Here is a 26715-nt window from a genome sequence, read left to right as displayed (position 1 = left end):
CGACCTGCCGACCGTGAGGCCGGGGCGCTGATCAGTCGGACGTCAAGCGGCAGCAGCACTCCGCAAGATGTATCCCCTGGCTTGTCCTGTCATCGTCACTGACGAAGGTTCGCGATCGCGACGTCGGCGCAATGGAGGAGCTGTCACTCCTCCTGTCCGCGCCCGTCGCCGAATGCCCCGGTCAGCCCAGGCACTGCGGCCGGCGCCTAAGGCCCCGGTCGGTCCAGGCATCTGTGGCCGGTGTCGAAGGTAACGGTCCGTCGAAGAGAGCGAGAGATGAGAATGCCGACGAAGAACTCCACCGCATCGACGATGTCCAGCACCGATCAGGAAGAGATCACGGCGGTGCCCGCGCGCATGATCGCGGCGTGGGCCGAACACGACGCCGACGCCTTCGCCGAATTGTTCACGCAGGACGGAACGCTGATCCTTCCGGGCGTGTACCAGAAGGGCCGCGACCAGATCCGGGAGTTCATGGCGATGGCCTACGCCGGGCCTTATCAGGGCACGCGCGTCACCGGACAGCCGATCGACATGAAGGTACTGGCAGATGGCGCGGTGGCCCTGCTCACCATGGGGGGCGTGCTGGCGCCTGGTGAGACCGAACTGTCGGACCGGGCGGCCATCCGGGCCTCCTGGATCCTCGTCAAGCGCGAGGGCCGGTGGCAGTTGGCGGTCTATCAGAACTGCCCGCGGAACCCAGCTGTCTGACGTGCGCGGCCGGCCGGCGGCCGCACCGCGCCGGTAGCTTCCAGGACCCTGGGACGGAGGGGCATGACACCGAGCGAGCGTTCAAGGGCGCCACGAGCCAGCGTGACGCCACCATTCACCCCCTTCGCGCGGGACCGTCTGCGGGTCGAGGTCATGGATGCCGCCGCACGCGTGGCCGACGTGTTGGCGACCCTGCCCGCGCCGGCTGACCGCAACCCCGACCAACGGAGTCGAGCCGCTGCGGCACATGCCCGTGCGCGAGCCGCGAGGCGCCGGCTCCTGAACACTCAATCGGACCGGCTCCATCGGGAACTCGCCGGCCAGAGTTCGCACCGGCGGTCCCTGACCGACATGTCGTACGCGCTGGCCGACATCGTCCCCGGGCTGACGCCCACCCGGGCGGAGATGGAGTTGGAGCGTGGCCGCCGGCAGGCTGCCAAGGAGGGCTTCGAGATCGACCAGGGCATCGCGTACGCCGCGCTGCTCGGAGCCGCAGGGGGCGGTGACCTCGTACGCTCGCAGCGGCTGCCGACCGACGAGGCCCGTTCCCGACTGCCCGAGTTCCAGCGGACCGGCGTCGTCGAGATGCCCGTGGTGTCGGTGCGGCGTACGGACGGGGTCGCCGAGATCACCGTCGCCAACCAGCGCTACCTCAACGCGGAGGACGAGGCCCTCGGCCAGCAGATGGAGATCGCGGTCGACCTGGCGCTGCTGGACCCGGGCGTACGCGTGGGCGTCGTACGGGGCGCCGTCATGCAGCACCCGAGATACGCCGGGCGTCGGGTCTTCAGCTCGGGAATCAACCTGACCCTCCTGTGCGCCGGGCAGATCCCCTTCCTGGGCTTCGTCATGCAGCGTGAGATCGGCTACCTGAGCAAGATCCAGCGTGGTCTGTGGGATCCGCGGCAGCAGGCTGATCCCACCGCTCGGGGCGGCAAGCCGTGGGTCGCGGTGGTCGACGGGTTCGCCATCGGCGGCGGCATGCAGCTGATGCTGACCTTCGACTATCTGATCAGCACGGACACGGCCTACTTCACGCTGCCGGCGGCGCGGGAGGGCATCGTGCCCGGCGCGGCCAACCTCAGGCTCGGGCGCGTCCTCGGTCCGAGGCTGGCTCGCCAGGTCCTCCTGGGCGGGCGACGGATAGCGGCCCGCGATCCGGTCGCCGCGCTGCTGTGCGACGCCGTCGTGGCGGAGGACGGTGTCGACGGCGCGATCGACCAGGCGGTCCGCGCGATGGACAACCCCGCCGTGATTGCCAACCGGCACATGCTCACCGCCTTCGAGGAACCAGAGGATCACTTCCGCAACTATCTCGCCGAGTTCGCGGAGGTGCAGGTCCAGCGGTTGTACAGCCAGGACGTACTGCACCGGTTGGAGCAGCAGTGGATGCGACGGCAACGCTGACCGCCGGGACGCACCTGCACGCCGACGACCTGCACCGCAGTGTGTCGAGCCGGCAGATCGCCGCCATGACCTTCCTCAACGAGATCGTGGCCGAGTTCCCCGACGCCATCTCCTTCGCACCGGGCGCACCGTACGAGCCGTTCTTCGCCGACGTCGCGGTCGGCCCGGTGCTCGACACCTTCGTCGAGGCCCGGCGCGCCGCCGGCCTCAGCGAGGAGGCGGTGCGCCGACAGCTGTTCCAGTACGGTCCGAGCAGAGGAATCATCAACGATCTGGTTGCCGCGGCGCTGCGGGCCGACGAGGGCATCGACGTCCCGCCGGAGGCGATCGTCATGACGGTCGGTTGCCAGGAGGCGCTGTTCCTCACCCTGCGGGTCCTGCACCCGCCGGGTGCCAGCCTGGCGGTCACCGATCCGTCCTATGTCGGCGTGGTCGCGGCGGCCGATTCCCTGGACATCACGGTCCACCCGGTGCCGGACGACGGCACCGGCCCCGACCTGGCGGTCCTGCGTACGACTGCGGAGCGGGAGCGGGCCGCGGGCCGTCGCCTCCGGGCGCTGTACGTGTCCCCCGACTTCGCGAACCCGTCGGGCAACCGGCTCTCGCTGGCCGCCCGGCAGCGTCTGCTGGCGACCGCGTCGGCGCTCGACCTCATGCTGATCGAGGACAATCCGTACGCGTTCACGGCGGCCTCGGACGACCGGCTGCCCAGCCTGAAGGCCCTCGACCGCGAGGGTCGGGTCGTGCACACCGGCACCTTCGCGAAGGTGGCGGTACCGGGCGCCCGGGTCGGGTACGTGGTGGCCGACCAGTGGGTCACGTCGCGCTCCGGCCCGCCGGTGCGACTGGCCGCCCTGGTCGCCGCCGCCAAGAACGCGGTCACCCTGAACACGTCCCCGCTGGCTCAGGCGTTGATCGGCGGGCTTCTCATTCGGCACGGGGGCTCGATCGCCGCGCTCGGCCGGCGTAAGGCGGCGCACCTGCGCGGCAACCGGGCCGTCCTCGTCGAGCGGCTTGCCCAGCACTTCGGCGATCCCGGCCGGCCGGGCCCCGGGTTCCGCTGGTGGGCGCCGGAGGGCGGCTACTTCGTGCAGTGCGAGCTGCCGGTCGAGGCCGATGACGCGCTGTTGCGGTACTCCGCGGAGACGTTCGGCGTGCTCTGGACCCCGATGCGCGGCTTCCATCTGCGCGGGGGCGGGGAGCGCCGGATCCGGCTGTCGTGCTCCTCCCTCGAACCCGAGGAGATCGTCGAGGGCACCGCCCGGCTGGCCGACTTCGTCGACGCGCTGTAGCGGCACCGCCGACCGGGATCGGCGTCGGCACGCCGCCGGTGCGGTCACCGCGTCCCGGTCCGGCGCCGGCCGTGACGCGCCGAGGCCGGGCTACGACGGCCGCCGGCGGCGACCGGTACGGGTGCTCGATCGAGTGGTCGCGCCGGGTGAACGGGACCAGCGAAGGAGGAGCAGTGACCGACGACATCTCGTCATCCGAACGGCGGCCGACCGCCAACCAGCTCGCGTTGTACCTGGCCGAGCAGACGGCCTTCTGGGCCGGCGGTCTGCAACACTGCCGGGCGGTCCTGGTCGCGGGTGACGTGGTCCCCTCCGGGGTGGCCGCGGCCTGCGCGGGCCTCCAACGTCGCCACGCCATGCTGCGCCGGCACTTCCGCGACGTCGACGGGGAACCGCTGCTGGTGCCGGGCGACGGACGGCCGGTGGAGTGCATCTCCGCCGTGCCACAGCCGTTGGCCGCCGCGCTCGCGGCGGCAGCGGCCGACGCGAGCCGTCGATTCGACCTGGACGATCAACCCGCGATCAGGGTGGGCGTGTATCCGGTGGAGGGCGGCAGCACCCTGGTGACGCTGGTCGTCCACGCTGCCGTGGGCGGGCGGGACGTGGCCGCGCGGCTGCTCGCGGAGCTGGGTGAGCGGTATCGGACCAGGGTTGCCGAGCCCCTGTGGCAACCGGGCGACACGCCTTGGATCGGGCAGGACGACCGCTACCCCGGCCTCGGCACCGCCAGTGGGCTCGACGGCGTCGCCTGTGCCGAGCCCCTGGCACAGCAGGCGATCGCGTGGCCCGCGGGCCGTGGCCGTGGCCGCAGTCAGGGTCGTTCGATCACGACCGCGTGGTCGCTGGACGACGGCCACACCGCGCTCCTGCGGCGGTTCGCCGACCGCGTGGGCGTCTCCGTGGCCACGGTCCTGCGGTGTGCCCTACGCATCCTTCTCCTCCGCGAGACCGGCGAACGGGACATCCTGATCGGCTCGCCGAAGCACACCCGCACCGGCGACACCGACGTCGCCCCCGAGGACATCCGACTCCTTCGGCACGCCCTCAGCGCGCACGCCTCGGTTGTCGACACGGTCAGGTCCGAGCACCGCATCACGGCGTCGTCGGTCGACCATCCCCATGCGCTGGACGCGCTGCTGACCCGGCCGTTACGCCCCGAACGGGGCGCCGGGGTCGAGATCCAGGTCGGCTTCCGGTGCGACACCGCAGCCGGAGCGCCCACCTGGGCCGGCAGGGCGGCGCGCGACATCGAGCTGCCGGTGTCGCACTCGCCGTACGAACTCGAGCTCGACGTCGCCGTCGGTGCCGGTGGCGTCGTCGGGGCGTGGCGAGGCGCGGTCGGGCTCTTCGACGAGCAGACCCTCGATCGGATGGGGCGCAGCTACTCCACGCTGCTGCACGAGCTCGTACAGACTCCCGCCGGGCCGATCAGCGAACTCGACGTGATCCACCCGCGCGACCGGGCGCGGCTGGCGGAGTGGGAGGCGACGACCCCGGGCGTGAGTGGTGCGGACACGCTCGTCGAGTTGGTCGGCCGATGGATCTCCGGTACGCCCGGGCGGCCAGCGGTGGTGCTGGCCGACGTCGTCCACACGTACGCGGAGCTTGACGACGCGGCGAGCCGGATAGCAGCCGCGCTGCGAACGGTCCGGCTCCCGGCCGGATCACCGATCGGCATCCTCGTGGCCCGCCGGGTGGAGCTGCCCGCCATCCTGCTCGGAGTCGCCCGCGCCGGCCTGGCCGCCGTGCCCATGGACCCGGACCACCCCGCCGAGCGCCTGTCGTACATCGTCGGCGACAGCGGCTGCGGCGGGGTGATCACCGACGGCACCCTGCCGATCGAACGGGTGGCGGCGCTCGGCGTGCCGGTGGTGTCGCTGTCCGATCTGCTGGCGGCCGACCCGGCGCCCGTCGGCCCACCGCCGCACCCGGACTCGCTGGCCTACGTGCTGTACACGTCCGGGTCCACCGGCCGCCCGAAAGGCGTCGCGGTCACCCACCGTGGCCTGGCCAACTGCCTGGTCGCCACCCGGGAGCTGCTCGGCTTCCAGCCGGCCCAGTCGCTGCTCGCGGTGACCACAATCTCCTTCGACATCGCGATGTTGGAGCTCTTCCTCGCGCTGGTCAGCGGTGGACGGACGATCCTGGCGACCACCGCCCAGGCGCGCAGCGGAGCGCAGTTGCAGGCCGTGCTGGCCCGGCACCGGCCCGACGTCATGCAGGCCACGCCGATGACGTGGCGCATCCTGTTCGCGACCGGTTGGCCGGGCGATCCGGAGTTGATCGTCTCGTGCGGCGGCGACGTCGTCACGCCCGAACTGGCCAGCCGCCTGGTCGCCTGCACGAAGGAGTTCTGGCACACGTACGGGCCGACGGAGGCCTCGATGTACGCGGTGTGCGAGCGACTGCCGCGGGAGCCGCAGCTGTCGATCGTGCCGGTCGGCCGTCCGCTGCCCGGCGCCTGGCTGCGGATCCTCGATGCCGCGGGCTCGCCCGTGCCGCCCGGTGTGATCGGCGAGCTCCACATCGGCGGCGTCGGTGTGGCGCGGGGCTACGTCGGCGCGCCCGGGCAGACCGCCGAGCGCTTCGTGCCCGATCCGACCGGCGTGGGCCGCCGGCTCTACCGCACGGGTGACCTGGCCCGGTGGCGCGCCGACGGCCGCCTGGAACTGCGGGGTCGCAACGACCGACAGGTCAAGATACGCGGGCACCGCATCGAACCGGACGAGATCGAGAGCGTCCTCAACGGCCATCCGGACGTCGCGATCGCCGCGATCGTGGTGACCGGCCGCGACCGCGACAGCAGGAGCATCGTGGCGTTCCTGCAACCACGCCAACCGGGCGCCGGCCAGGAGCTGGTGAGCCGGGTCTCGGCGCACGCCCGCCACGTGTTGCCGGCGTACATGGTGCCGTCCTCGTACGCGCTGATGAGCGCGATGCCGCTGACCAGCACCGGCAAGATCGATCGGGCGGCGTTGGCCCGCCTCGAGCCGCCGCGCCACGAAGGCGCCGAGAGCGATCCGGAGGTGCGCTGGGTGCGCGAGGCATGGCGTCGCGTGGCCGAGGGCGACGCCGGCCGCCACGAGGACCGTGGCCAGTTCGCGGGAGACCTGCGGTCCGCCTGGAAGCTTCGCGCCCACGTACGGCGCGAGCTGGGCGTCCCGCTTCGCCTGGGCGACATCGTCGCGGCGTCGACCGCCGCCGGTCAGGCGCAGCGGATCCGCCAGCACCGGCTCGCCGCCGACGCGCCGCCGCTGCGCTGGTCCGGTCGTACGGACCGACCCGCGCTGGTGCTGCTCCAAGGGGAGGCGCCCTGGCCGGCGCAGGCGGTGGCGGAACTCGAGCGCTGGTTCAAGGTGGCCATCCTCGACCTCTGCGACGGGCGCCCGCAGGACGTGCCGGGACGGCTGGCGACGCTCGACGCTCCGGGCGGCACCGTCCTCGCGGCGTACGGCGAACTGGTCGCCACGGCGGCCGGGTGCGCCCACGACCTGCGCGAGCGGATCGGCGTCGGGCCGAAGGTGCTGGCGGTCGAACCTCCCGCCCCGAGCGGAGCACACCCGCCGGAGCACACTCCCCAGTGGGTGGTGAGCCGCGACCACACAGTGCTCCGCGCCTGGCGGGCGGCAGCAGCGGACGCCGACCTCGTGCTGCTGGCATCCGACAAGGACGCGGCGATCCACTGGTCGCTGTTGGCGTGCGTCGTCGCCGGGATGGGCTGACGCCGACCGGAGATGCGGTGCGGGGCAACGGCGAAGTGGCGGAGCACGGGGCGACGGGGCGACGGTGGTACCGGGGAAATCGACCAGCACCCGCTCCGGATCCGGTCTCCTCCGGTCAGCGCGATCGTCAGCAGCCAGAGATGGATGGTCAATGGACGCGAACACGAACACCGCCGAACTCGACCTGCCCGCCCCGCCCGAGCCCGGGCTCACCGCGGATCAGGTGATAGCCAGAGCCGAGGCGATGGTCCCCGAACTCGTCGAACGCCAGGCCGAGACGGAGGAGCGCACCTTCTACGCCGAGGACATCCACGATCGGTTCCTGCGGAACGGCTTCTACCGCATCCTGGTCCCCCGTCGCTACGGCGGGTACGAACTCGGGATCGACACCTTCCTGCGCGTCTCCATGACCCTGCTGCGCGGCTGCCCCTCGACCGGCTGGATGTACACCCTCGGCGCCGCGCACGCGCTCGTCACCGCCACCATCTTCGGCGAGCGGGCGCAGGCGGAGATGTTCGCCGACGGCGACTTCATCTGCCCCAGCACCTCCATCCCCAGTGGTACCGCCACGCCCGCCGCCGACGGTGGCTGGACGGTCAGCGGCACCTGGTCCTACTGCTCCGGGTCGCCGTACGCGAACCACTTCATGGGACACGCGCTGCTGCCCGCCGAGGACGGGCAGCCGCCGGTGCCCCTGCTCTTCGTCGCGCCGCGGAGCCAGTGGGTGCGGCTGGACGACTGGGGACAGCAACTTGGCCTGCGGGGCAGCGGCTCGCACAGCATCAGGATCGAGAACGCCCACATCCCCGCCCACATGGCCCTACCTGGCGTGCAGCTCGTCGAGTACGACGCGACGTCCGGCACGCCCGGGCGGACCCTGCACGGCAACCCGGAGTACGGTGGCGCGCAGCTCGCCTTCATCAACTTCCTCTCCTGCTCCACGGCGATAGGAATGGTGCGGGGAGCGCTCGACGCGTACGAGGATCTGCTGCGCGTCCGGACGACTCTGGTGCCGCCGGTGGTGCCCCGCTACCTGGACCCCGACTACCAACTCTGGTACGGCGACCTGGTCGGGTTGATCGGCACCGCGGAGGCCGCCCTGCTGAACGCGGCTCAGCAGTGGCAGGATGCGGCCGCGCAGGGACCGGCCGCGGTCACCAGGGAGTTGGACCTGCGCCTCTCGGCGATCAGCCGGCACGTCTGTCAGCTGTGCTGGGAAGCGATGGAGGGGCACATCGTGCCCACGGCGGGATCGAGTGCGATCCGGCGCGGTGAGCGCCTCGAGCGGGTGTGGCGGGACATGTCCACGCTGCGCACCCACGCCGGCCTCTCGATCCTGCTGCCCACCATCGCCATGCGCGAGCTCGCCAAGAGCCTGGTGCACTAGGCGCCACGCAGGGCGTCCCGGCGCGCAGCGCGGCGACCCGGCGCGGTCGACTAGTGGTCGAGGTGGGCGCACGTGCGGAGATGCCGACGGGCGTGCACCCCTGCGACGGTGGATCTGCGGAAGATGTTCCGGTGCGGGCTCCCGGACGGACCCGCGTCGGATTGGACCAGCACCTCGAGGGCTGAACGGTACGGGCCTTCGCATCGCAGCGCATCGTGACCACCGAGGAGGCAGGCGTGAGGACAACCGACGTCGAGGGTATGGCCGCAGCGGCCGACGTGGCCCCGTTGTCGCTGAACCAGGAGTTCAACAGCCTTTTCGACGGCGGCGGCGACGACGGTCCGTTCGGGTGCCGCAACCATGCCGTCGCCGCATGGCGCGTCACGGGCGGTTCGGTCGACCCGGACGTCCTGCGCGCCGCACTGCTCGACGTCGTCACCCGGCACGAGGCGCTCCGGACGCGCATCGCCGGGCCGCCCGACGATCGGTACCAGGAGATCCTGCCGCCGAGCCCGGTCCGGCTGGACGTCCGCGACTTCCCGGTCACCGCCGAGGCGTCGCGTGCCGAGCTGGCGGAGGCGCTGATGCACGAGACCGAGACGGGGACGATGAGCGCGCACGAGGCGCCGTTCCTGCGCGCCGTACTGGCCAGGTTCGACGCCCGCGACGCGGTCCTGGTCCTGATGGCACATCACCTCAGCGTCGACGGGCAGTCCCTGGCGGTGATCATCCGCGACCTGGCCAATCGCTACGCCGCCCGGACCGGACACCACGCTCCCGACCTGCCGCCGGCCCCGCAGTACCGCGAGTACGGCATCTGGGAGCGTGAGGCCGCCACCTCGCCCGCGGCACGCGAGTACTGGCGTCGCCAGTTGGACGGCGCCCGCTTCACGGCGATCCCCACGGACATACCGCGCTCCGCCGGCGTGCCCGAGACGTCGGCCCGGTACCGCTTTCTGCTCCCGGCGGACGTGGTGTCGGGCATCGAACGCGTGGCCAGGGCCAACCGGAGCACGCGGTTCATGGCCATCGCCGCGATCTACCAGCTGCTCGTGCACCGGCTGACCGGCGTCACGGACGTGGTGATGGCGATGTTCACGCCGGGCCGTGGCGGGGGGCGCTTCGACAACACCGTCGGCACGCTCTACAACTTCGTACCGCTGCGAACGGACCTCACCGGGTGCACGTCGTACGAGGAAGTGCTCAGGCGGACCCGGCGAACCTGTCTCGAGGCGTTCTCGCACGACATACCGACCATTCAGATCTTCGCCGAGGCGCCACAGCTGATGGACTCGGCGATGGTCGACGACGCCGCCGCGATGGTGCTCGAAAGCGTCCCCACGAACCCGATCGTCGACTCGCCGGGTGACCTGAACTTCGTGCAGGTCACCCGTCTGTTGAAATCACAGGAGTTGTCGTCCGCGGTGCCGGACGGCGCCCTGTGGGACGTGAACAGGGACCCGTCCGGCGATGCCATCGGTGCCGTGACCTACAAGCGGAACCTCTTCCGCGAGGAGACCATCGCCTCCATGGCTGCGGAGTTCCGCGAGATAGCGCGCGTCTTCAGCTCGTCGCCCGGCGCCTCACCGGGCCTGGTGTGACCTCGCGGCGGACCCGCGCGGTGGGAGAAGGATGGACTTCGTGACCAATAAACTGCAAAAGATGCGATTTGGCATGTTCATCCCTCAGGGTGATGGTTTCGAGCTGGTCGGCATACCGGTGGCCAAGCAGTGGGATTCGATACGTGAGCTGGTCCGGACCGCCGACGCCGGGCCGTTCGATTCCATCTGGGTGTTCGACCATTTCCTCACCAGTCCGCCGTCCGACGAGTCGGTGTTCGAGGCGTGGTCGATGATGGCGGCGTTCGCCGCCTGCACGTCGCGGGTGCGGCTGGGGCAGCTCTGCACGTGCATGGGCTACCGCAATCCGGCCTACCTGGCCAAGGTGGCGGCCTGCATCGATGTCATGTCCGGCGGCCGGCTGGAGATGGGCGTCGGCGCAGGTTGGTACGAGCACGAATGGCGCAGTTACGGCTACGGCTTTCCCAGTGTCGCCGATCGGCTGGGCATGCTCGACGAGGGCGTGCAGATCATGCGACAGATGTGGACGACCGGCACGGCCACCCTGAAGGGAAAGCACTACCAGGTCGACGGGGCGTTCTGCCGGCCGCTGCCCCTACAGGAGGGCGGAGTCCCACTGTGGATCGCCGGCAGCGGCGAGAAGAGGACACTGCGGATCGCGGCCAAGTACGCGCAGTACACGAACTTCGGGGCGTCCCTGGACGGGTTCGCACACAAGTCCCGCGTCCTGGCCGAGCACTGCAAGGATGTGGGCACCGACTTCGACGCGATCGTGCGATCGGTCATCCTCAACGTGACCATCGGCGAGACCGAGAAGGAGATCGCCGACAAGCTCGCATGGATCCGGGCCCACTACGCGCCGCTGATGCCCGCCGAGGAACTCGACTCCTTCCTGCGATACTGGTCGGAGGGCCTGATCGGCACGCCCGAACAGGTCGTCGAGCAGTTGACCGAGGCTGCCCGGGCGGGCGTCGGCTACGTGATCTGCCGGTTCATCGACGCGGCCTACGACCAGTCGAGCATCCACCTGTTCGCCGACAAGGTGATCCCGGAGATGGGCCGGGTGCAGCTCGTGAACGGCTAGACCGGGTCGCGTTCGTGGGTCGGCCCGGCGCGCTCAGGAGGCCGCTGGTCTGATCGGAGGAGCCGCGCCGTCTCACGGCGAGAAGCTTGTCGAGCTCATGCGCCCCGACGACGCCCCGGCGTGCGCGATCCGATCACCCTGCCGTCCGGGGCGTCAGGGTCAGGCGGCTCCGCACCTGCGGCGGGCTGTCGAGGCGTACCTCGTACAGCCGTCCCTCGGCGTGCGCCGGCGTCTGGTCCCCGTAGTGCGGCGAGAGGGGATTGCCCGAGCTGCCGTGGCGGAGCACGTGGCGCGGTTGCTGTTCGGCGCCGACCGCGCCGACCACGGCAAGGTCGTCGTCACGGATGCGGGTGCTGCCGGAGGGACCGAACTCGACGACGAAGCGCCACGGCGCGCCCTCGACCACCCGGCCGTCGCGGTCGGGACACATCAGACAGACGCCCTGCCCGCCGCCACCGCTATGAAAATGCCCTCTGAGCTGGGACGACGAGGCTTGTCCAAGTCTCTTCGTCCCGCTCGAGAGGGCATCTCGCAAGGTAAGGCATCCCATACGGTCGGGTCGGCCTCGGCAAGGTTCGACCATCGAAAACTGGTGGCGTACGACGGGCAGGTGTACACGCGCCTGGGACCAGGCTCTGGGATCAGGCAGCCGACCTCGCTCGAACCGGGTTCCATCGCGGCACGGTGGCGCCTCCGGTTTCTGTGTCGGTCACTGTGGAACGACCTCGGTGCGCCCGTCCGGAGGATGACCGGGCCGGAATCAGGACGGGTCGTTGTCCGGCTGCGAGCCGTCAGGCCAGTTCTGGGATCACCTTGTTGGCGAACAGGTGGATGCTCGACTGGTCGTAGGCCGCGTCGACGAATCTGACGATCACGTAACCGAGGCCGGTCCGGCCAGCCTTGGCCAGCCGCTCTACGATCTGTTCGGGCGTGCCGATCAGGCCCTCCGCAAAATAACGCATGAGAGGCTCGAGATCCTCGGCCGGCAGCAGCGACGCGTAGTGGGCCCGGGTCCAGGCCAACTTGTCGGCGACGTCCTTCTCGGTCTCGCCGATGGTCACGTTGAGGGTGATCGATCGCACGATCGCGTCGAAGTCGGTGCCCACATCCTTGCAGTGCTCGGCCAGGACGCGGGACTTGTGGGCGAACTCATCCAGTAACACACCGAAGTTCGTGTACTGCGCGTACTTGGCCGCGATCCGCAGTGTCTTCTTCTCGCCGCCGCCGGCGATCCACAGCGGGACTCCGCCCTCCTGCAGGGGCAGCGGCCGGCAGAACGCCCCGTCGACCTGGTAGTGCTTCCCCTTCAGGGTGGCCGTGCCGGTCGTCCACATCTGCCGCATGATCTGCACGCCCTCGTCGAGCATGCCCAGCCGATCGGCGACACTGGGGAAGCCGTAGCCGTAACTGCGCCATTCGTGCTCGTACCAACCTGCGCCGACGCCCATCTCCAGCCGGCCGCCGGACATGACATCGATGCAGGCCGCCACCTTGGCCAGGTAGGCCGGATTGCGGTAGCCCATGCACGTGCAGAGCTGCCCCAGCCGCACCCGCGACGTGCAGGCGGCGAACGCCGCCATCATCGACCATACTTCGAACGCCGACTCATCGGACGGTGGAAAGGTGAGGAAATGGTCGGACACCCAAATCGACTCGAACGGCCCGTCGTCGGCGACCCGGACAAGCTCACGTATCGAATCCCACTGCTTGGCCGCCGGTATTCCGACGAGTTCGAAACCACTTCCCTGGGGTATGGAAAGACCGAATCGCATGCCTTGAAGGTTATTGGTCACGAAGTACGTCGTCTTCTCGCATCGTGCCGGCTCGCCCTGCACGAAATGGTCGTCGTCATGAGCGAGGAGGCGCTTCAGCGTGAGCATGCGAGCCACATCGTGGGTGGGCATGAAGCGCCCCGCCGGGCTGGGTGCCGGGCGGGGCGGTGGTGTTCGTGGTGTCGGCCGGGTGTTTACTCCGTCGCGATGACCTCGGCGATGGCGGCTCGGGCGGCGGATTCGTCGACGATGGTTCCGCCGGTGGTGCAGGTCGCGACCAGGGCGGCTATGGCGAGGTTGTTGACGGTGCGGGTTTACCGCGGGCGGCGTCGTGGATGCAGGTGATGGCGTCGTCGGAGAACAGGGGGTCGGTGCGTCCGGCGACGTCGAGGTGGTGGCGGATGTAGCTACCGGTTTCCCTCGCCGGTCATGCCGTTACGTGGAAGCGGACGTAGTTCCTGCTGGCCGGGCTCCCCTCGGACGGGCCCACCGCCGCATCGCGGGGCGTTCCACCAGCGCATACACGACCCATCCGACGAGCACACAAGCCAGATAGGCGCCGACGAGGAACGCGATCGCGGCCACGGTACCGAACGGGCGTGACGTGAAGTCGCCCAGAAACATCCCGCCCACGCCCCATTGGTGGTTGAACGCAGCCTGCAGCGAGAAGAGCACGGCGACGTGAACGAGATAGAAGGTATAGGAGATCTCGCCCAGCCAGACCATGCCACGGCTGTTGAACAGCGTCCGGCGCCCGGCGATGTCCGCCGCGGCCGCGGCGGTGATCACCAGGGCGATCGGCATGATGAACAGCGCATGGTACCCGCCCTCGAACAGGTTGAGCGGTAGGGGCAGGGTCGCCGCCCACGTCACCACCAGCAGTACCACGGTGAACAGCGGCCGCACGTTTGGCCAGCGGCCCGTCAACAGGATCTTGGCCAGGATCATTCCGCCCAGGAACTCGAACATTCGCGTGACCGGGAAGAAGTAGTTGAACCACAGCTGTGGCCAGGAAAAGGGGGAGACGGCGGACATGGACGGACTGTCGGGCAGGAATAGCCACGAGACCGCCGGCACGAGCAGCAGACCGGCCACGGCCGCCAGCCCCGCGTACAGCCATAGTCGGCTGGGCCGGATTCGGTTGACCAGGATCAGGAGGAGCGGGAAGCACAGGTAGAACAGCAACTCAATCGACAGCGACCACGTCGGTGGGTTTATCGCAAACAGTAGGTAGTCGTTGCTCGGCACCCATGCCTGCAGGAGACCGAGGCTGACCAACGCTTCGGGCCACGGGACGGCGCGCCCGGCCAGAAGCATCAAGACCAGCACGATGGCATATACCACGAGGTGGCTCGGGAAGATCTTGACGAATCGTCGCCGCCAGAACTGTTTCGCGGTGTCGAGCGGCTTGGCCGTCCAGGTCAGGACGAAGCCGCTCAACACGAAGAAGAACGTGATACTAATGGGGCCAATGTTGTATGCGAGCTTATTGTAGACCTTTTGCACGCCCTCGTCGGAGAACAGCGGTTGGAAGGCCGAGTGGTGGATGAACACCAGGGTCGCGGCCACGATCCGCAGCGCCGTAAGGGAAGGGAGTCTGGCCCCGGAAGGCGCATAAGACGTCGTTGCCCCGCCTACCTCGGGTACAACTTCTTTCGTTGTCATCGGCGGCTGTCCTTTCGCTCGGCACCGAGGATCCCATGGGTCCCGTGGCGAACGCGTCTTCCAGATTGCGTTCATCCCGGCGCGCAAGGAACGGGCCCGGGCCGGTCCGATTGCAAAGCCAGTCGATCATGGACGCAGTCGGGCAAGAGGAAGCCGGCCAGCAACGATAGGATTCGGGTCCGGTCGTCGGCGGCACGCTGAAGGGTACGGGTGATCTGCCGGCGGCCGCTGAGCCGGAAGATCGCTAACGCTAGGTTTCGGATCATTGCCATGACGATGCTGGTGAGGCCTGCATGGCTCACTTCGGACAGACCAGCCCGGCCTCGAAAACCCCCTGAACCGGTCATGCCCGCCCTGCTGCCACCAACAAGGACCCGACTCCAACACTCATTTTGAAGCAGGACACACTCACAACTTCGCCGGGGCCCTGTGGGATCCGGCGCAGCGACCACGGGATGTTCGCGTTTCACGACGGCCTGATCGCCGAAGTCGACTCCTATGTAGCTCCCATGTCCTGACCGTATAGCGGTCGAGCCGGGAGCCGCGCTGACGCGAGAGGCTCCCGCGTCAGTCTCCCGCCGTTCCGGACCCCGCCATGATCAAATCCATGACCGTCGAGTCCAGAAGCGTGCTGACATCGCCCAACGCGCGATTCTCGGCAACGTCCTTCAGCAGGCGTCGCATGATTTTGCCGGATCGGGTCTTGGGTAGTTCGGCTACGAACATGATCCGATGGGGTTTCGCGATGGGGCCGAGGGTCTTGGCGACATGGTTGCGCAGGTCGACCTTGAGCTGGTCTGCGGTCTCGTCAGCGGTGTCCACGTCGCTGCGGGCGATGACGAACGCGGCAATGGCCTGGCCGGTGGTAGGGTCGGACGCGCCCACCACGGCCGCCTCTGCGACCGAAGGGTGCGATACCAGCGCGGATTCGACTTCGGTGGTGGAGATGTTATGGCCAGAGATGATCATGATGTCGTCGACCCGGCCGAGTAGCCACAGCGCGCCGTCCTCGTCCCGTTTCGCGCCGTCGCCGGCGAAGTAGATCCATTCGTCGCCAGATCTAGCGCCGGCGCCGAACCGGGACCAGTAAGTGTCGACAAACCGTTTGTCGTCGCCCCAGATGGTACGCAGCATGGCGGGCCACGGCTCGCGTAGCACGAGGTAGCCGCCGCCACCGTTCGGCACCGACTCGGCCTCGTCGTTGACCACGTCGGCGGAGATGCCCGGCAGCGGGGTCATCGCCGAGCCGGGCTTCGCGGCGGTCACGCCGGGCAGCGGCGAGATCATCATCCCGCCGGTCTCGGTCTGCCACCAGGTGTCCACGACGGGGACGTTGTCGTGGCCGACGTGCTCGCGGTACCACATCCAGGCCTCGGGGTTGATCGGCTCGCCAACGCTGCCGAGGACGCGCAGCGACGACAGGTCGTACTTGGCCGGGATGTCGTCGCCCCACTTCATCATGGTGCGGATGAGGGTGGGCGCGATGTACAGGGTGGTGACCTTGTATCTGTCGACGATCTCCCAGAACCGGCCGTGGTGCGGGGTGTCCGGGGTGCCCTCGTACATGACCTGGGTCGCACCGTTCGACAGCGGACCGTACACGATGTGCGAGTGCCCGGTGATCCAGCCGATGTCGGCTGCGCACCAGTGCACGTCGGTTTCGACCTTGAGGTCGAAGACCGACCAGTGGGTGTACGAGACCTGGGTCAGGTAGCCGCCGCTGGTGTGCAGGATGCCCTTCGGCTTACCGGTCGTACCCGAGGTGTAGAGGATGAAGAGCGGGTGCTCGGAATCGAACGCCTGTGGCTCGTGCTTGTCGTCCGCCTGCTCGACGGTCTCGTGCCACCACAGGTCCTTCTCGCCCCAGGCTACGTTCTCACCGGTGCGGCGGACGACCAGGACGTGCTCGATGCTCGGGCATCGTGCGACGGCGTCGTCGACGGTGGGTTTGAGCGCCGACGATTTGCCGCGCCGATAACCACCATCCGCGGTGATGACGACTTTCGCGCCCGCGTCCTGGATCCGGGTGGCGAGCGCGTCCACCGAGTATCCGCCGAAGACGACGCTGTGAGTGGCGCCGATGCGGGCGCAGGCCAACATCGCGACCGCGGCCTCCGGGATCATCGGCAGGTAGATGGCCACCCGGTCGCCGGCCGTCACGCCGAGCCCGGTCAGCGTGTTCGCCGCCTGGCTGACGCTCTTGAGCAGGTCCGCATATGTGATCGTGCGGGTGTCGCCGGGCTCGCCCTCCCAGTGGATGGCGACCTTCTCGCCCTTGCCCGCCTCGACGTGGCGGTCCACGCAGTTGTAGGCGATGTTCAGCTCGCCGCCGATGAACCACTTGGCGAACGGCGGATTGCTCCAGTCGAGGACCTGATCCCATTTCTTCACCCACGTGAGCCGCTCCGCCTGCCGTGCCCAGAACGCCGGCGCGTCGGGGGCGGCGTCGTCGTAGGTGTCCGCCGTGGCGTTGGCATCGGCGGCCAACTCAGGCGATGGTGGGAACGTCCGCGTCTCGGTGGAGAGATTCTCCAGCGGCGTGGTCATGGTGGCAGCTCCTCTTCCGGTTTCAGCGCGCGACATAAGTCCAGCCGAAGCGCCGCCGACGGGCATCTTCGACCGTGCTGGGCGCCCGGGATGGTCCAGCGGGGCCGCCGTGGGCGGGCTTCCGCTGAACCACGACGCGATCACCCGGGCTTGCGGCCCCAGGCCTGGACGTACAGGTGCGAGATCACGGTGGTGCCCGGATCGACGAGGTGTCGGCGCAACGCCGCGTGAAGATCGTCGAACTCTTCTCTGGTGATCAACTCGCTCATGATGAGCCGGTCACGCAGGTTCTCGGCGAAGTCAGCGAGGACCACACGCCGCGGGTGTCCGGGCTCGTGGTCGATGTAGACGACGGGTCGCACCTGGATGTCGACGAGGCCTGCGCGGCGGAGCAGGCCGGGCAGCCGCCTGCCGACGAACAGGTCGATCGTGTTGCGGTCCGCGTACCGCTTGAGGACATCCATGAGCCGGGTCCACGACTCGGCGGGCGGGTCGCACACCTGCCCCACCCGATCGCCCTCGTGGAAGGCGACCCATCCTCCCGGGCGGGCCAGCCGTACCGCCTCGGCGACGATCTCCTCAGGCCTCGGCACGTTGTGCAGGATCAGCCGCTCGGTGACGAGGTCGAAGCTGTCGCCGGGGAGGCCGGTCGCACGCGCATCGCCGTGCCGGACGTCGACGTTGTCCAGCGTGCGGTCCACCACGAACTTGCGCGCGAGCTCGACCGACTCCGCCTCGCGCTCGACGCCGATGACGGTTCCGTCCGGCCCCACCCGTCGCGCCAACTCGTCCAGACAGCCACGGGGTCCCACGCCGAGTTCCACGACGGTCTTACCGTCGAGCGGTCCGACCTGGTCGAACAACCAGGCCGCCTCGGATTGGAAGTCCTCCGCCTGTGCCTGTAGCCGCTCGTGCTCCGCGCTCCGGTAGCCAAGAAAGTACTGGTCCTCGAGGATCATCGATGCTGACTTCCCTCCTGGTCGGGGCCGCGGCGCGGCCGGGCGAGTTTGGATCCGTTGCTCAGATGTCGACGTGCCGTGCCCAGAACACCGGTGCGTCGAGGGCTGAGCGCGGCACGCCACCATGGCGTGATCCCCGCGCTGGTGAAGCTCGGCGTGCCCTGCTGCGCTGACGAGGCATACCGAGGCGCTGGGCCGGTCGTAGCGGTGCGGTTTCGCCGCCGGCCACGCCGACCGTCGGCCAACAGAAAAAGGTCAATGCGATCGGATTCGGCCGGTATCCGCCGGCCCGCCCGATCAGTGGTTTGGCAAGACCGAACCGTTCGATCAGCCGGGGCCAGCCCGGCCTGCCCCGGCTGCCGCGAGTGGACGGAGCGGCCTGGCCCAGTTCGGTCAGTGCCACCAGCTCCTTCAGATCCCACACAGACGATCCGCTCCTGCTTCACATCGGCACGATCGACATAGCGTGGTGGAACACGTTCCGGGGGTCGTAGCGTTTCTCGATCTGCCGCAAACGCGGATAATTGGATTAGAAGTAGGGTTCTGCCCACGACGTCCTCGACGTGTTCCAGGCCGGGTCGGCGAGATCGGCGTCAGCATGGTTGATGTAACTTCCGGCATTTATCGCGCTCGGCACCGGAACCCCGCCAGCTTCCGAATAGACGTCGCGGTAGAGCTCGCGAATCCAGTTGATGTTTTTTCGCGTCATCGGCGGCCGCGTTCCATCGGCCACCCGTGGAATATGCGCGCAGGACCGAGTCCCGGTCTGCCGTCGCGGTCGCGCCTGGGGCCACTTGGCGGCCTTATCCTTGGACCGCGCGCCCACGGCGACTGATGCCCGTCACCTTCGATTCCCCCAATCGTCACGTCATGGAGTAATGAGAACAGCGGCGCCTTCCAGCTGTCTACTTCAGTCGTGCTCATCACGGAGGACGACCAGCCACAGAGACAAGCGCGAGTGGCTTCCTGACATGCGCCCCGACGCCCAATCAAAGCTGGGCGCGAAGGAGTCGGGTGACCGTGACACCGAGCATCAACGGCCAGGTGACGTCCAATCCCCACCAAGCGGAGGGACCTTGTGTGCGCTGTTGGCAGCACAATTACCGGCATGCTCCGGTGAGTTCAAACGCCTTCGCGAGCTGGCCGGCGCTGAAAACGCCTGGAACAGATTACGCCAGGCCATCCGCTCGGCGGCGAAACTCGAGTTCATCAATCGCCCGCACCTTCAGCTCCGCATACGGCAGGGACGTGGTTCCAGACACCACTGCGGCCGCGTGGAGAGTCCGTGCCGCCTTGTCGGATCACCTCACTCAGCTACGCCGGCGCGGCCTCCCTAGCCGGCGACTCCTCCGATGCGGGCCTGGTCCGCTCGCCCCACCGCGCCACGGCGGGCGCCACCAGGCCCACCAGGGCGAAGAACACGCCGATCCCGATCAGACCTGGCCTGCCGAGGGTCAGGATGAAGCTGAGGAAGAGCAACGGGGCAAACGCCTCGCCGATGCCGGCGCCGATCCCGAGGAAGCCCATGTACTGGCCCTGTGCGTGCGCCGGCGGCAGACCGAAGTTGAGGGCGAAGGAGCCTGCCATGTACCACAGTTCGCCGTAGGTGTGCACGCAGACGGCCGCTAAAAGGAGCATCACCGCGGCCCAGCCGGGCAGTCCGTTCGCAAAGCCGATCGCGGAGCAGCTGAACAGGAGGATCACCCCGGCGCGCCGGATCGCCACGCCACCTTGCCGAATCGTCTGCACCTTGTTGCCGACGCGGACCATGAACAAGACGATCAAAGTGTTGTTGAGTAGGTAGAACACCGCAACCGTCCAGGTTGGAGCTTTAGTGGCGTCGACCACCCACAACGGCAGCAGCATATTGATCATGAAGAGCTGGAGGTTCATGGCGCCGGCCACCGCCGTGTATGCGACGAAGGGCCGGTCGGCCAACACGCCCCAGCGTGGCGCGGTGGACGGCTTCGGCAGCGGCTCGTAATCGGGCAGCCGGGTGAAAACCAGCAAGGCGACCAGGAAACTGAGTGCGTCGAGGGCGATCGCCGCGTGATATGCGGTGGGAGTGCCGATTTGGATCACGACGGCACACCCGGCAGTCCCCAGGCCCATGGCGACGAACTGAATCGCGTGCATCTTGGAGCGGAAGCTGACCGCGTCGTCGCCAGCCACCCGGCGCAACAGCGATTCGCTCGCCGCTATGGACGCCTTCATCGCCAGCATGTCGAGGGTGGCCGCGATGACGAGTTGGATGAAATTGTCAACAAAGATGAGGTAGGTAGCCGTGCAGGCCTGGATCACCAGCATGAGCTTGACCGTCTTCACCGGACTCCACCGGTCGGCCAGGTTGCCGACCGGGACGCCGCTGATCAGGCTAATGCCGACACCGATGGTGAGGGCGGCTCCCACCTGCGAGGCGGGCAGTTGCACGATTCGGGTGAAATACAGGCTCATGCTCACGACCAGCAGCCCGAACCCGAACATGTTGATGAAGGTCGCCAGCGCGTAAACCCGCTTTGGCCCAGCCTCGGGGATAAGGGACCTGAGTTCCCCGATTGGGTTAAACTTCGGCATGCAGAACCATCATTCCTCGCCGTCCGCCAGCGGATAGTACTTTGTCGGAGCAGACGATACTACCTTTTCGAAGCCGAACTTCTGGCGCAACTCCCAGATTGCTCTCCTTCGGAAAACGAGACGTGCTCTTGTTTCCATCTGCTCCATGACGTCGGACTTACCGGGCAAGCCGCCGACCTGGGGAAAAAGACAAAGGAGAGTGAGGTTCTCGTCCGCTGACCTGCCGTCGAGCGGTGACTTACGACGGTGCGGGTGTCGGCGCGTCCGAGTGATTCCAGCGCTGTATTGGTTGGGGCGCGTTGTGCGGATGCGACGGCGGCGCTCCTGCTGACTCGGACGGGGCGTCGAGAACTCCTGCTGGGTCGCGCGCGAAGCACCCGAGCGGCGCTCTGTCCACGTTGTACGTCCATCAAGACACCACCTGCGGAGACGGCGCCAACAACGCCGCCTGGCGTGGAGCGACTCGCCCGTCGGGGCCTTCTGGATCGGGCGCTTGAGCCGAGCTGCCCGCTGTTGCGGACCATCTCCCCGTCGCTTACAACTCCTAACGAGATGGTGTTGGGCGTGTCCCCGGGACGTGAGGATCGTGCTGTCTGAGCGTAAGGAGGGGTGAGCAGCCGCCGTGGATCGTCTCGGACGAACTGTGGGCCGAGATCGCGCCGCTGCTGCCACTCGTCCGCCTGGTCGACATGGTCCCATGGATCAGAGGCATCCGCAGCAGACCCCGGCAACGGCCCGACCGGATCTACGACTACAACTGCTACCGCCGGGAGTTGCGGGATCGCGCATCACCCCTGTCATCGCCCGACGCGGAGTTGGCCACGGCTCTGACCCCTACTGACCGGCACTGACTGGCAGATCGGTGAAGGCGCCGGCGCAGCGATCCTCGGCGGTGCCGAGATCGGCCATGACGGCGGATACGGTCCCCCTCGCCTGCTCGACCCAGACACCGTCCGCGCTGTGGCCACTGCGCTCGACGCGCTGGACGTGGAGGTGCTGCGCGCCCGCTTCGACCCAGACGCCATGACCGCAGGCCGAGATCTACCCGGACATCTGGAGCAACGGCACCGACGAGCTCGACTACCTCATCTCGCAGTACACCGAACTGTGCCGGTTCTGCCATGCCGCAGCCGCGAACGGCCAAGCCGTGCTGCTGGCCATCACCTGACGTCGACGCCCGGCTACCTCGATCGCCGACAGCGGCCGGCGTCTCACAGCATGCGTACGGACCGCACCTGCGGCAGCCCATCCTCGGTCAGCACAATCGTCACCGGAACCTCACGCGGCAGTGACTCCTCGGTGCTATCCCGCAGCGACCGGTGCACCGGGCATCCGCACGACGGCTGCAGCGGATCCGGGCACCGGGCAAGAACCGCCTTCAACCGCTGAACCCCGTCCACGGCGACCGGCCACGACCAGTCCATGTCCCACGGCTCCTCCCAGGGCTGTTGGAAGCAGTCGTGATCAAAGTGCACAAGGAGGCCGGCCTCGCACTCCGGACAGACGGCCAGGTTGCTCCATCGGTAGTTGACCTGATGCCCAGGGCTACCGTGCGGCACACCCCAACTGTCGATACAAACAACGGTGCGCTGCTCCGCTCGACAGGCAACACAGACGCTCATGGCTGGCCCTCCCCTGCTGTCCGGCGGCATCCACACTGTAGGGATCGACAGCGATCGAGAATGCCATCGGCTCAACGGCGCGGAGCGTGCCAAGAATCGAAATCACCGGACCGCCGCCCGCCTGGCACTCGCACAGGCATGCCTCGAGGCTAGCCGCTACGGTCCCCGCCGGCGACTGCGTCGAGCCGTCGAAAAGGAGGTACGAAGCCCGCTCGACCACCCACCCGACACGGGTACCAGCAGGGATGGTCACACGGTGCCGGGCCCGGTCTCGGGCATGTACATCGAGTACAACTCCGGGGCGACCACGACCATGAATCCATGATCGTCGTCCGGGAAGAACTACAACTGGCATCCAGATATCACCGCAGCCGATGCTGCGCCGTTGGGGTTTGGTTCGTGTACGGGGGGCGGCACGAACCACTGCCCCACCGCCGATGACAATCGGCAAAACCTTGAAGCTCACGCAAGTCTAGCCGCCTTGGTGACCTCTTCGAGAGCCCAGACCACGGACGCGGCGAACCGGGCGGCACTCTAGCTGGCTGCCTCCGATCCCGCGGCGCGGCGGATGTCGAGCAGGTGGTGTTCGCCCTCGTGGAGGGTGTGTCGGCCGAGCCACAGCAGTGTGCGGGCCTACGGTCGCGGCCACGGGTAGACCCCGGTGCGGGCGAGTTCCACGGGGCCGAGCACGCCGATCCGGGCGGCCAGGTCGTCGGCGGCCGCGTCCAGCGCCGCCAGCACGGTCGCGGGATCCTGCTCGTTGTACGCCTCCGCCACGGCGCGCTCGTCGCGCCCCATCGGGGCGAACTCCGGTTCCTCGACGCGCAGCGCCAGCGCGAGGCGTTCGGCCTGCACGCTGAGTACGTCGCGGACGTGGCAGGCGTACTCCAGCGGCGACCACACCCCCTCGGCCGGCCGTCGGCGCACCTGCCGCACCTCGGCGAGGACGGCTGCGTACCGCCCGCCCAGGGTGCGCAGGAGCGACGGCAGCTCGTCGATGGAGACGCCGGCATGGTCGAAGCCGCACTCGTCGCACCGGTCCACAGGCCGAGGCTAGCGGCGTTGCCGCCCGCCGTCGCGCCCACGGGCACCGCGCGGCGCTCGGGGATGGGTCGGCCCGAGAAGGTGGCGGCCGGCACCGCCGACAAGCGCGGTCGAAGGAACGGACCCAGGTTGCCCGGTCAAAGTCGCGGGCTTCCGGCCCAGGGGCCTTGACCGCACCCGAGCGCGGTGCATGATCAAATGCGGAAGCCGAAGACGTGCACGAGGGGTCAAAGCGGCGTCAGCGTGGGACACGAAGGCGTCCTGGTTGGCGGAGCGGTTTCTAGACAGCTCCAATCCACAACCGGAGGCCTTCCTCATCACGTCTATCTACGTCGTGTCGTCACACAACCTCGACCAACCTGCCTGGGCAGTACACCTAGCCAACACCTCAAAGGAGCCACCCATGGGATGCGACATCCACGCCTACGTCGAAACCCGCACCAACGGCACCTGGGCCTACGCCGGAGACAACACCTTCCCCGACAACGAGTTCCCCAAAGAAAAGCAGTGCCCGTTTGACGGCGCCCGCGACTACGGCCTGTTCGGGTTCCTCGCCGACGTCCGGAACTACTCCGAGTCGCCGGTCATCGCCGAGCCGCGCGGCCTGCCCGCCGACGTGTCCGCCGAGGTTCGCGCCAAAAGCGACGACTGGAACGTTGACGGGCACAGCCACACGTGGCTGACCCTCGCTGAACTGCTGGCGTTCGACTATGACCAGACGTTCGCCGATCAGCGTGGTGAGGGTGAGCCGCAGGTGAAGACGGTTCGTCGGTTCCTCCACGACTGGTACTTCGGTCGGCTCGACCTGCTGGCGAAGCTGGGTGCCCCGGATGACGTGCGCATCGTGTTCTGGTTCGACAACTAGCCAATGGAAGCCCCCATGGCCCCAACTCGACCCCGCGCCGGAGGCATCCCGATGACCAACACCCTCGCCCCCGCCGTCTCGCACAGCTGACCCAAGCACGATCCGGAGGTAGCCCAATGACCGACACCACCGCCCGCGCCCGCGCCGCCCACTACTTCGACCGGAACATCGCTCCCGCCGAACGGGCCGCCGGAATTTCTGACGACATGACCGAAGCTGGACGCATCCGCTACATCCGTGACACCGCAGCCAACCCCGAGGCGGTGCGGCAGGTCACCGACATGTACCCCCGCATTGCCGCCGCCTGCTTCTCTTGTGGGGCGCCGGCAGGAATAGGTGTCCCTGACCGGTGAGAGCGAAAACTCCACCAGGATCCCGACGCACGACAATGACGCCAGCTCTCGCGGATCTCCAGTCGGGCACCCGGCTCCCAAGCCAGGGCATGGACGATGCCTCGATCACGGATTCGACCGCTGGCATCGACCGACGCTAGGCGGTGCACCTTGGCCTCGGACCGCTGCTGCGCAAGCGCTGGCATCGGCAACGGAGCCCGTCGCAGCCGTGCGTGGGCGTCCGCGGGTTGCTTCGTCCGCGGTCCGGCAGAAGGACTGGAGGGATGACAGAAGCCAGAGAAGAATCAGCCACAGCGACCACCACCGCCAACCGACACAGGGCCGGTGAGGTTGGTCGCGAAGATCAGATTCACGTGGTCAAGGAGCCCTGACCACCAGTACGTAGAAGACGGCATGGATGCCGCAAGTTTGTGTCCGAGGGGCGATCATGACTATGAGTCCATGATCGTCGTCCGGGAAGAACTACAACTGGCACCCAGATAATCACCGCAGCCGATGCTGCCCCGGTGGGGTTTGGGTCGTGTACGAGGACCGGCACGAACATACCCAACGCGGATTGCGCCTTGTCGAAGCTTTCCCGCTCGCCTGAAAATCACCCTACCTTAAGCCTTTTCCAGGCTGATCTTGCAGCCCAGGGGCGGTGTTGGCGGTCCGGGGATCGATGAGGATGAGGATCCAGGTAAGACAACAGTCGACCAGGACCAGATGCCCAGACCGGGAGCCTCGCCTGTGCTGTATTACCCGTCCACAATCTCGTTGTCCAGCCGGACCTTGAACCACCTCGCCGACTGCATCCGCAGTCGTCGTAAGCAGCAGCGATCCCGCTGGCGGCGCCTCGATCCGGGCCGGCAGGCACTGCTCGTCCTCGCCCATCTACGCAACGGCGACACCTACACCCGTCTGGCCGCCGGGTTCGCCGTCGGTGTGGCCACCGCCTGGCGCTACGTACAGGAAGCGATCGCGCTACTCGCAGCCGTCGCCGACGATCTGGCCGCGGCGATGCAGCGAATCCGCCGGCTGGCGTACGCGATCCTGGACGGCACCCTGATCCCGATCGACCGCGTCGCCGACCAGAAGCCCTACTACTCGGGAAAGCATCAGCGGCACGGGGTGAACGTGCAGGTCATCGCCGACGCGGCCGGCCGGCTCGTCTGGGCCTCGCCTTCGCTGCCAGGCGCGGTCCACGACCTGATCGCAGCCCGCGCCCACGGCATCATCGGAGCGCTGACCAGCGCGAACGTGACGACGTTCGCGGATAAGGGCTACCAAGGTGCCCGTGGCAGCGTGCGCACCCCGTTCAAACGGCACCGCTACCGGCCGAAGCTGTCACGCCGACAGAAGGCCGTGAACCACACGCACGCCAAGATCCGCGCCCGTGGCGAACGAGCCATCTCTACCCTCAAGACCTGGAAGGTCCTGGCCAAGCTGCGCTGCTGCCCACGCCGAGCCACCACGATTGTGCAGGCCATCCTCGTCCTGCACCACGTCGAAGCCAATCGCTACGCACGATGAAAGACTGCCGCCGGATGCCGGTCACGCGAAGGTCGTCGCCGGCTCGGTAGGGTCGGTTGGGAGGTGCATGGATGAGTTTCCGGCTGGCGGCGTATGCCGTGTGCATCGAGGAGGGGCGTGTGCTGCTCGCCCGTTATGTTGCGCCGACGGGGGACACGAACTGGACCCTTTCGGGTGGCAAGGTTGAGCATGCGGAGGATCCGTTCGATGCTGTGGTGCGGGAGGTCGCCGAGGAGACGGGCTGCGTTTCGGTGGTCGAACGCCTGCTACGTAGGAGTGGACTCGCGGGTGATTCCTGCCGCCGAGGCGCGGATGGGGATCGAGCATCAGAACGTCGGCATCTTTTACCAGGTCCGGATTACTGATGGTGTCCTGCGGCCCGAGGCGAGCGGCGAGACCGCCGAGTCGGTCTGGACATCGATATCAGATGTCGCCGGTCTGTGCCGGTCGTCGCTGGTCGATGTCGGTCTTGCGCTGGCGCGGACGCTTCCGGCGACCGGTCACGTCTCTCCGGTTGCGGTCGGCGGCCTGATTCGGCACTGACGTACCGTCCGGGAAACGACAGTGAGAACAGTGAGTAATCAGTGAGCTTGGAAAAGGCTCCTTGATGGGTCCCGAG

At 68.1% G+C, this 26715-nt stretch carries 23 protein-coding genes and 2 pseudogenes; 14 read left to right on the top strand and 11 right to left on the bottom strand.

Annotated features, from left to right (window positions below; genetic code table 11):
- The first annotated feature begins 282 nt into the window (after nt 1-282).
- The 7 genes from DER29_RS30645 to DER29_RS30615 all read left to right on the top strand — a co-directional run bounded on the left by DER29_RS30645 (nt 283) and on the right by DER29_RS30615 (nt 11183).
- A complete protein-coding gene (locus DER29_RS30645) occupies nt 283-711 on the top strand; it encodes an SgcJ/EcaC family oxidoreductase (protein WP_121401104.1) in 429 nt (142 codons plus the stop codon).
- A 351-nt stretch (nt 712-1062) separates the two neighbouring features.
- Nucleotides 1063-2118 carry an enoyl-CoA hydratase/isomerase family protein gene (locus DER29_RS30640; RefSeq protein WP_199729617.1) on the top strand — a complete coding sequence of 352 codons (1056 nt, stop codon included), beginning with the start codon at nt 1063-1065 and terminating at the stop codon, nt 2116-2118.
- Nucleotides 2097-3410 (top strand): PLP-dependent aminotransferase family protein, encoded by a 1314-nt coding sequence (locus DER29_RS30635; RefSeq protein WP_233600270.1) that lies wholly within the window; start codon nt 2097-2099, stop codon nt 3408-3410. Before DER29_RS30640 ends, DER29_RS30635 begins: the two co-directional genes overlap by 22 nt.
- 173 nt (nt 3411-3583) lie before the next feature.
- Nucleotides 3584-7132 (top strand): amino acid adenylation domain-containing protein, encoded by a 3549-nt coding sequence (locus DER29_RS30630; protein ID WP_121401103.1) that lies wholly within the window; start codon nt 3584-3586, stop codon nt 7130-7132.
- 151 nt (nt 7133-7283) lie between these two features.
- Nucleotides 7284-8519 (top strand): acyl-CoA dehydrogenase family protein, encoded by a 1236-nt coding sequence (locus DER29_RS30625; RefSeq protein ID WP_121401102.1) that lies wholly within the window; start codon nt 7284-7286, stop codon nt 8517-8519.
- A 236-nt stretch (nt 8520-8755) separates the two neighbouring features.
- Nucleotides 8756-10120, top strand: a complete 1365-nt coding sequence (locus tag DER29_RS30620) for a condensation domain-containing protein (protein ID WP_148710147.1) — start codon at nt 8756-8758, stop codon at nt 10118-10120.
- Between the two features lie 31 nt (nt 10121-10151).
- A complete protein-coding gene (locus DER29_RS30615) occupies nt 10152-11183 on the top strand; it encodes an LLM class F420-dependent oxidoreductase (protein ID WP_233600269.1) in 1032 nt (343 codons plus the stop codon).
- A gap of 133 nt (nt 11184-11316) precedes the next feature.
- On the opposite strand, the gene DER29_RS30610 is transcribed toward DER29_RS30615, so the two are convergent.
- The 9 genes and pseudogenes from DER29_RS30610 to DER29_RS30575 form a co-directional block, all read right to left on the bottom strand.
- Entirely contained in the window at nt 11317-11613 is a 297-nt protein-coding gene (locus DER29_RS30610) for a penicillin acylase family protein (RefSeq protein WP_158619114.1), read from the bottom strand.
- 361 nt (nt 11614-11974) lie between these two features.
- Complete coding sequence (locus DER29_RS30605; protein WP_233600268.1) at nt 11975-13063, bottom strand: LLM class F420-dependent oxidoreductase; 1089 nt, start codon at nt 13061-13063, stop codon at nt 11975-11977.
- 327 nt (nt 13064-13390) lie between these two features.
- Nucleotides 13391-14620, bottom strand: a complete 1230-nt coding sequence (locus tag DER29_RS30600) for an acyltransferase (protein WP_121401098.1) — start codon at nt 14618-14620, stop codon at nt 13391-13393.
- A gap of 567 nt (nt 14621-15187) precedes the next feature.
- Nucleotides 15188-17167 carry an acetate--CoA ligase gene (acs, locus tag DER29_RS30595; protein ID WP_121401097.1) on the bottom strand — a complete coding sequence of 660 codons (1980 nt, stop codon included), beginning with the start codon at nt 17165-17167 and terminating at the stop codon, nt 15188-15190.
- A gap of 140 nt (nt 17168-17307) precedes the next feature.
- Nucleotides 17308-18126 (bottom strand): methyltransferase domain-containing protein, encoded by an 819-nt coding sequence (locus DER29_RS30590; RefSeq protein WP_199729615.1) that lies wholly within the window; start codon nt 18124-18126, stop codon nt 17308-17310.
- 61 nt (nt 18127-18187) lie between these two features.
- A complete protein-coding gene (locus tag DER29_RS34955; protein ID WP_199729614.1) occupies nt 18188-18550 on the bottom strand; it encodes a hypothetical protein in 363 nt (120 codons plus the stop codon).
- An 18-nt stretch (nt 18551-18568) separates the two neighbouring features.
- A pseudogene (locus DER29_RS36435) lies at nt 18569-18646 on the bottom strand (BBE domain-containing protein); the annotation flags it as partial.
- 9 nt (nt 18647-18655) lie between these two features.
- On the bottom strand, nt 18656-18859 hold the full coding sequence (locus tag DER29_RS34015; protein WP_148710146.1) for a hypothetical protein: 204 nt from the start codon (nt 18857-18859) through the stop codon (nt 18656-18658).
- 581 nt (nt 18860-19440) lie between these two features.
- On the bottom strand, nt 19441-20700 hold the full coding sequence (locus DER29_RS30575) for an MFS transporter (RefSeq protein WP_121401096.1): 1260 nt from the start codon (nt 20698-20700) through the stop codon (nt 19441-19443).
- An 837-nt stretch (nt 20701-21537) separates the two neighbouring features.
- Between DER29_RS30575 and DER29_RS36430 the strand changes: the two are divergent.
- Both DER29_RS36430 and DER29_RS36425 read left to right on the top strand, forming a co-directional pair.
- Nucleotides 21538-21672 (top strand): annotated as a pseudogene (locus tag DER29_RS36430) (DUF1877 family protein); the annotation flags it as partial.
- A 67-nt stretch (nt 21673-21739) separates the two neighbouring features.
- Entirely contained in the window at nt 21740-21868 is a 129-nt protein-coding gene (locus tag DER29_RS36425) for a DUF1877 family protein (protein WP_148710166.1), read from the top strand.
- A gap of 43 nt (nt 21869-21911) precedes the next feature.
- Here DER29_RS36425 and DER29_RS34000 read toward each other — a convergent pair whose 3' ends face one another.
- Together DER29_RS34000 and DER29_RS30565 are read right to left on the bottom strand one after the other, a co-directional pair.
- Nucleotides 21912-22322 carry a hypothetical protein gene (locus tag DER29_RS34000; RefSeq protein ID WP_148710145.1) on the bottom strand — a complete coding sequence of 137 codons (411 nt, stop codon included), beginning with the start codon at nt 22320-22322 and terminating at the stop codon, nt 21912-21914.
- A 633-nt stretch (nt 22323-22955) separates the two neighbouring features.
- Nucleotides 22956-23366, bottom strand: coding sequence for a DinB family protein (locus DER29_RS30565; RefSeq protein ID WP_121401094.1), 411 nt, complete (start codon nt 23364-23366; stop codon nt 22956-22958).
- 403 nt (nt 23367-23769) lie between these two features.
- Here DER29_RS30565 and DER29_RS30555 point away from each other — a divergent pair, with 403 nt between their 5' ends.
- The 5 genes from DER29_RS30555 to DER29_RS34945 all read left to right on the top strand — a co-directional run bounded on the left by DER29_RS30555 (nt 23770) and on the right by DER29_RS34945 (nt 26639).
- Nucleotides 23770-24231, top strand: coding sequence for a hypothetical protein (locus tag DER29_RS30555; RefSeq protein WP_121401093.1), 462 nt, complete (start codon nt 23770-23772; stop codon nt 24229-24231).
- Between the two features lie 116 nt (nt 24232-24347).
- On the top strand, nt 24348-24584 hold the full coding sequence (locus tag DER29_RS30550) for a hypothetical protein (protein ID WP_121401092.1): 237 nt from the start codon (nt 24348-24350) through the stop codon (nt 24582-24584).
- Between the two features lie 729 nt (nt 24585-25313).
- Entirely contained in the window at nt 25314-26096 is a 783-nt protein-coding gene (locus DER29_RS30545; protein WP_121401091.1) for a transposase family protein, read from the top strand.
- 71 nt (nt 26097-26167) lie between these two features.
- Nucleotides 26168-26461, top strand: a complete 294-nt coding sequence (locus tag DER29_RS36420; RefSeq protein WP_199729613.1) for an NUDIX domain-containing protein — start codon at nt 26168-26170, stop codon at nt 26459-26461.
- Nucleotides 26385-26639 (top strand): hypothetical protein, encoded by a 255-nt coding sequence (locus DER29_RS34945; RefSeq protein ID WP_199729612.1) that lies wholly within the window; start codon nt 26385-26387, stop codon nt 26637-26639. Before DER29_RS36420 ends, DER29_RS34945 begins: the two co-directional genes overlap by 77 nt.
- The last annotated feature ends 76 nt before the right edge of the window (nt 26640-26715 follow it).

Source organism: Micromonospora sp. M71_S20 (assembly GCF_003664255.1).
In the GTDB taxonomy this organism is placed as follows: Bacteria; Actinomycetota; Actinomycetes; order Mycobacteriales; family Micromonosporaceae; genus Micromonospora.
This window is presented reverse-complemented; position numbering and strand designations above follow the sequence as displayed.

Coding starts and splice junctions, on each gene's coding strand:
- DER29_RS30645 (WP_121401104.1), top strand. CDS start 283: ATGCCGACGAAGAACTCCACCGCATCGACGATGTCCAGCACCGATCAG.
- DER29_RS30640 (WP_199729617.1), top strand. CDS start 1,063: ATGTCGTACGCGCTGGCCGACATCGTCCCCGGGCTGACGCCCACCCGG.
- DER29_RS30625 (WP_121401102.1), top strand. CDS start 7,284: ATGGACGCGAACACGAACACCGCCGAACTCGACCTGCCCGCCCCGCCC.
- DER29_RS30615 (WP_233600269.1), top strand. CDS start 10,152: ATGGACTTCGTGACCAATAAACTGCAAAAGATGCGATTTGGCATGTTC.
- DER29_RS30610 (WP_158619114.1), bottom strand. CDS start 11,613: ATGTGTCCCGACCGCGACGGCCGGGTGGTCGAGGGCGCGCCGTGGCGC.
- DER29_RS30605 (WP_233600268.1), bottom strand. CDS start 13,063: ATGCTCACGCTGAAGCGCCTCCTCGCTCATGACGACGACCATTTCGTG.
- DER29_RS30600 (WP_121401098.1), bottom strand. CDS start 14,620: ATGACAACGAAAGAAGTTGTACCCGAGGTAGGCGGGGCAACGACGTCT.
- acs (WP_121401097.1), bottom strand. CDS start 17,167: ATGACCACGCCGCTGGAGAATCTCTCCACCGAGACGCGGACGTTCCCA.
- DER29_RS30590 (WP_199729615.1), bottom strand. CDS start 18,126: ATGATCCTCGAGGACCAGTACTTTCTTGGCTACCGGAGCGCGGAGCAC.
- DER29_RS30575 (WP_121401096.1), bottom strand. CDS start 20,700: ATGCCGAAGTTTAACCCAATCGGGGAACTCAGGTCCCTTATCCCCGAG.
- DER29_RS34000 (WP_148710145.1), bottom strand. CDS start 22,322: ATGAGCGTCTGTGTTGCCTGTCGAGCGGAGCAGCGCACCGTTGTTTGT.
- DER29_RS30555 (WP_121401093.1), top strand. CDS start 23,770: ATGGGATGCGACATCCACGCCTACGTCGAAACCCGCACCAACGGCACC.
- DER29_RS30550 (WP_121401092.1), top strand. CDS start 24,348: ATGACCGACACCACCGCCCGCGCCCGCGCCGCCCACTACTTCGACCGG.
- DER29_RS36420 (WP_199729613.1), top strand. CDS start 26,168: ATGAGTTTCCGGCTGGCGGCGTATGCCGTGTGCATCGAGGAGGGGCGT.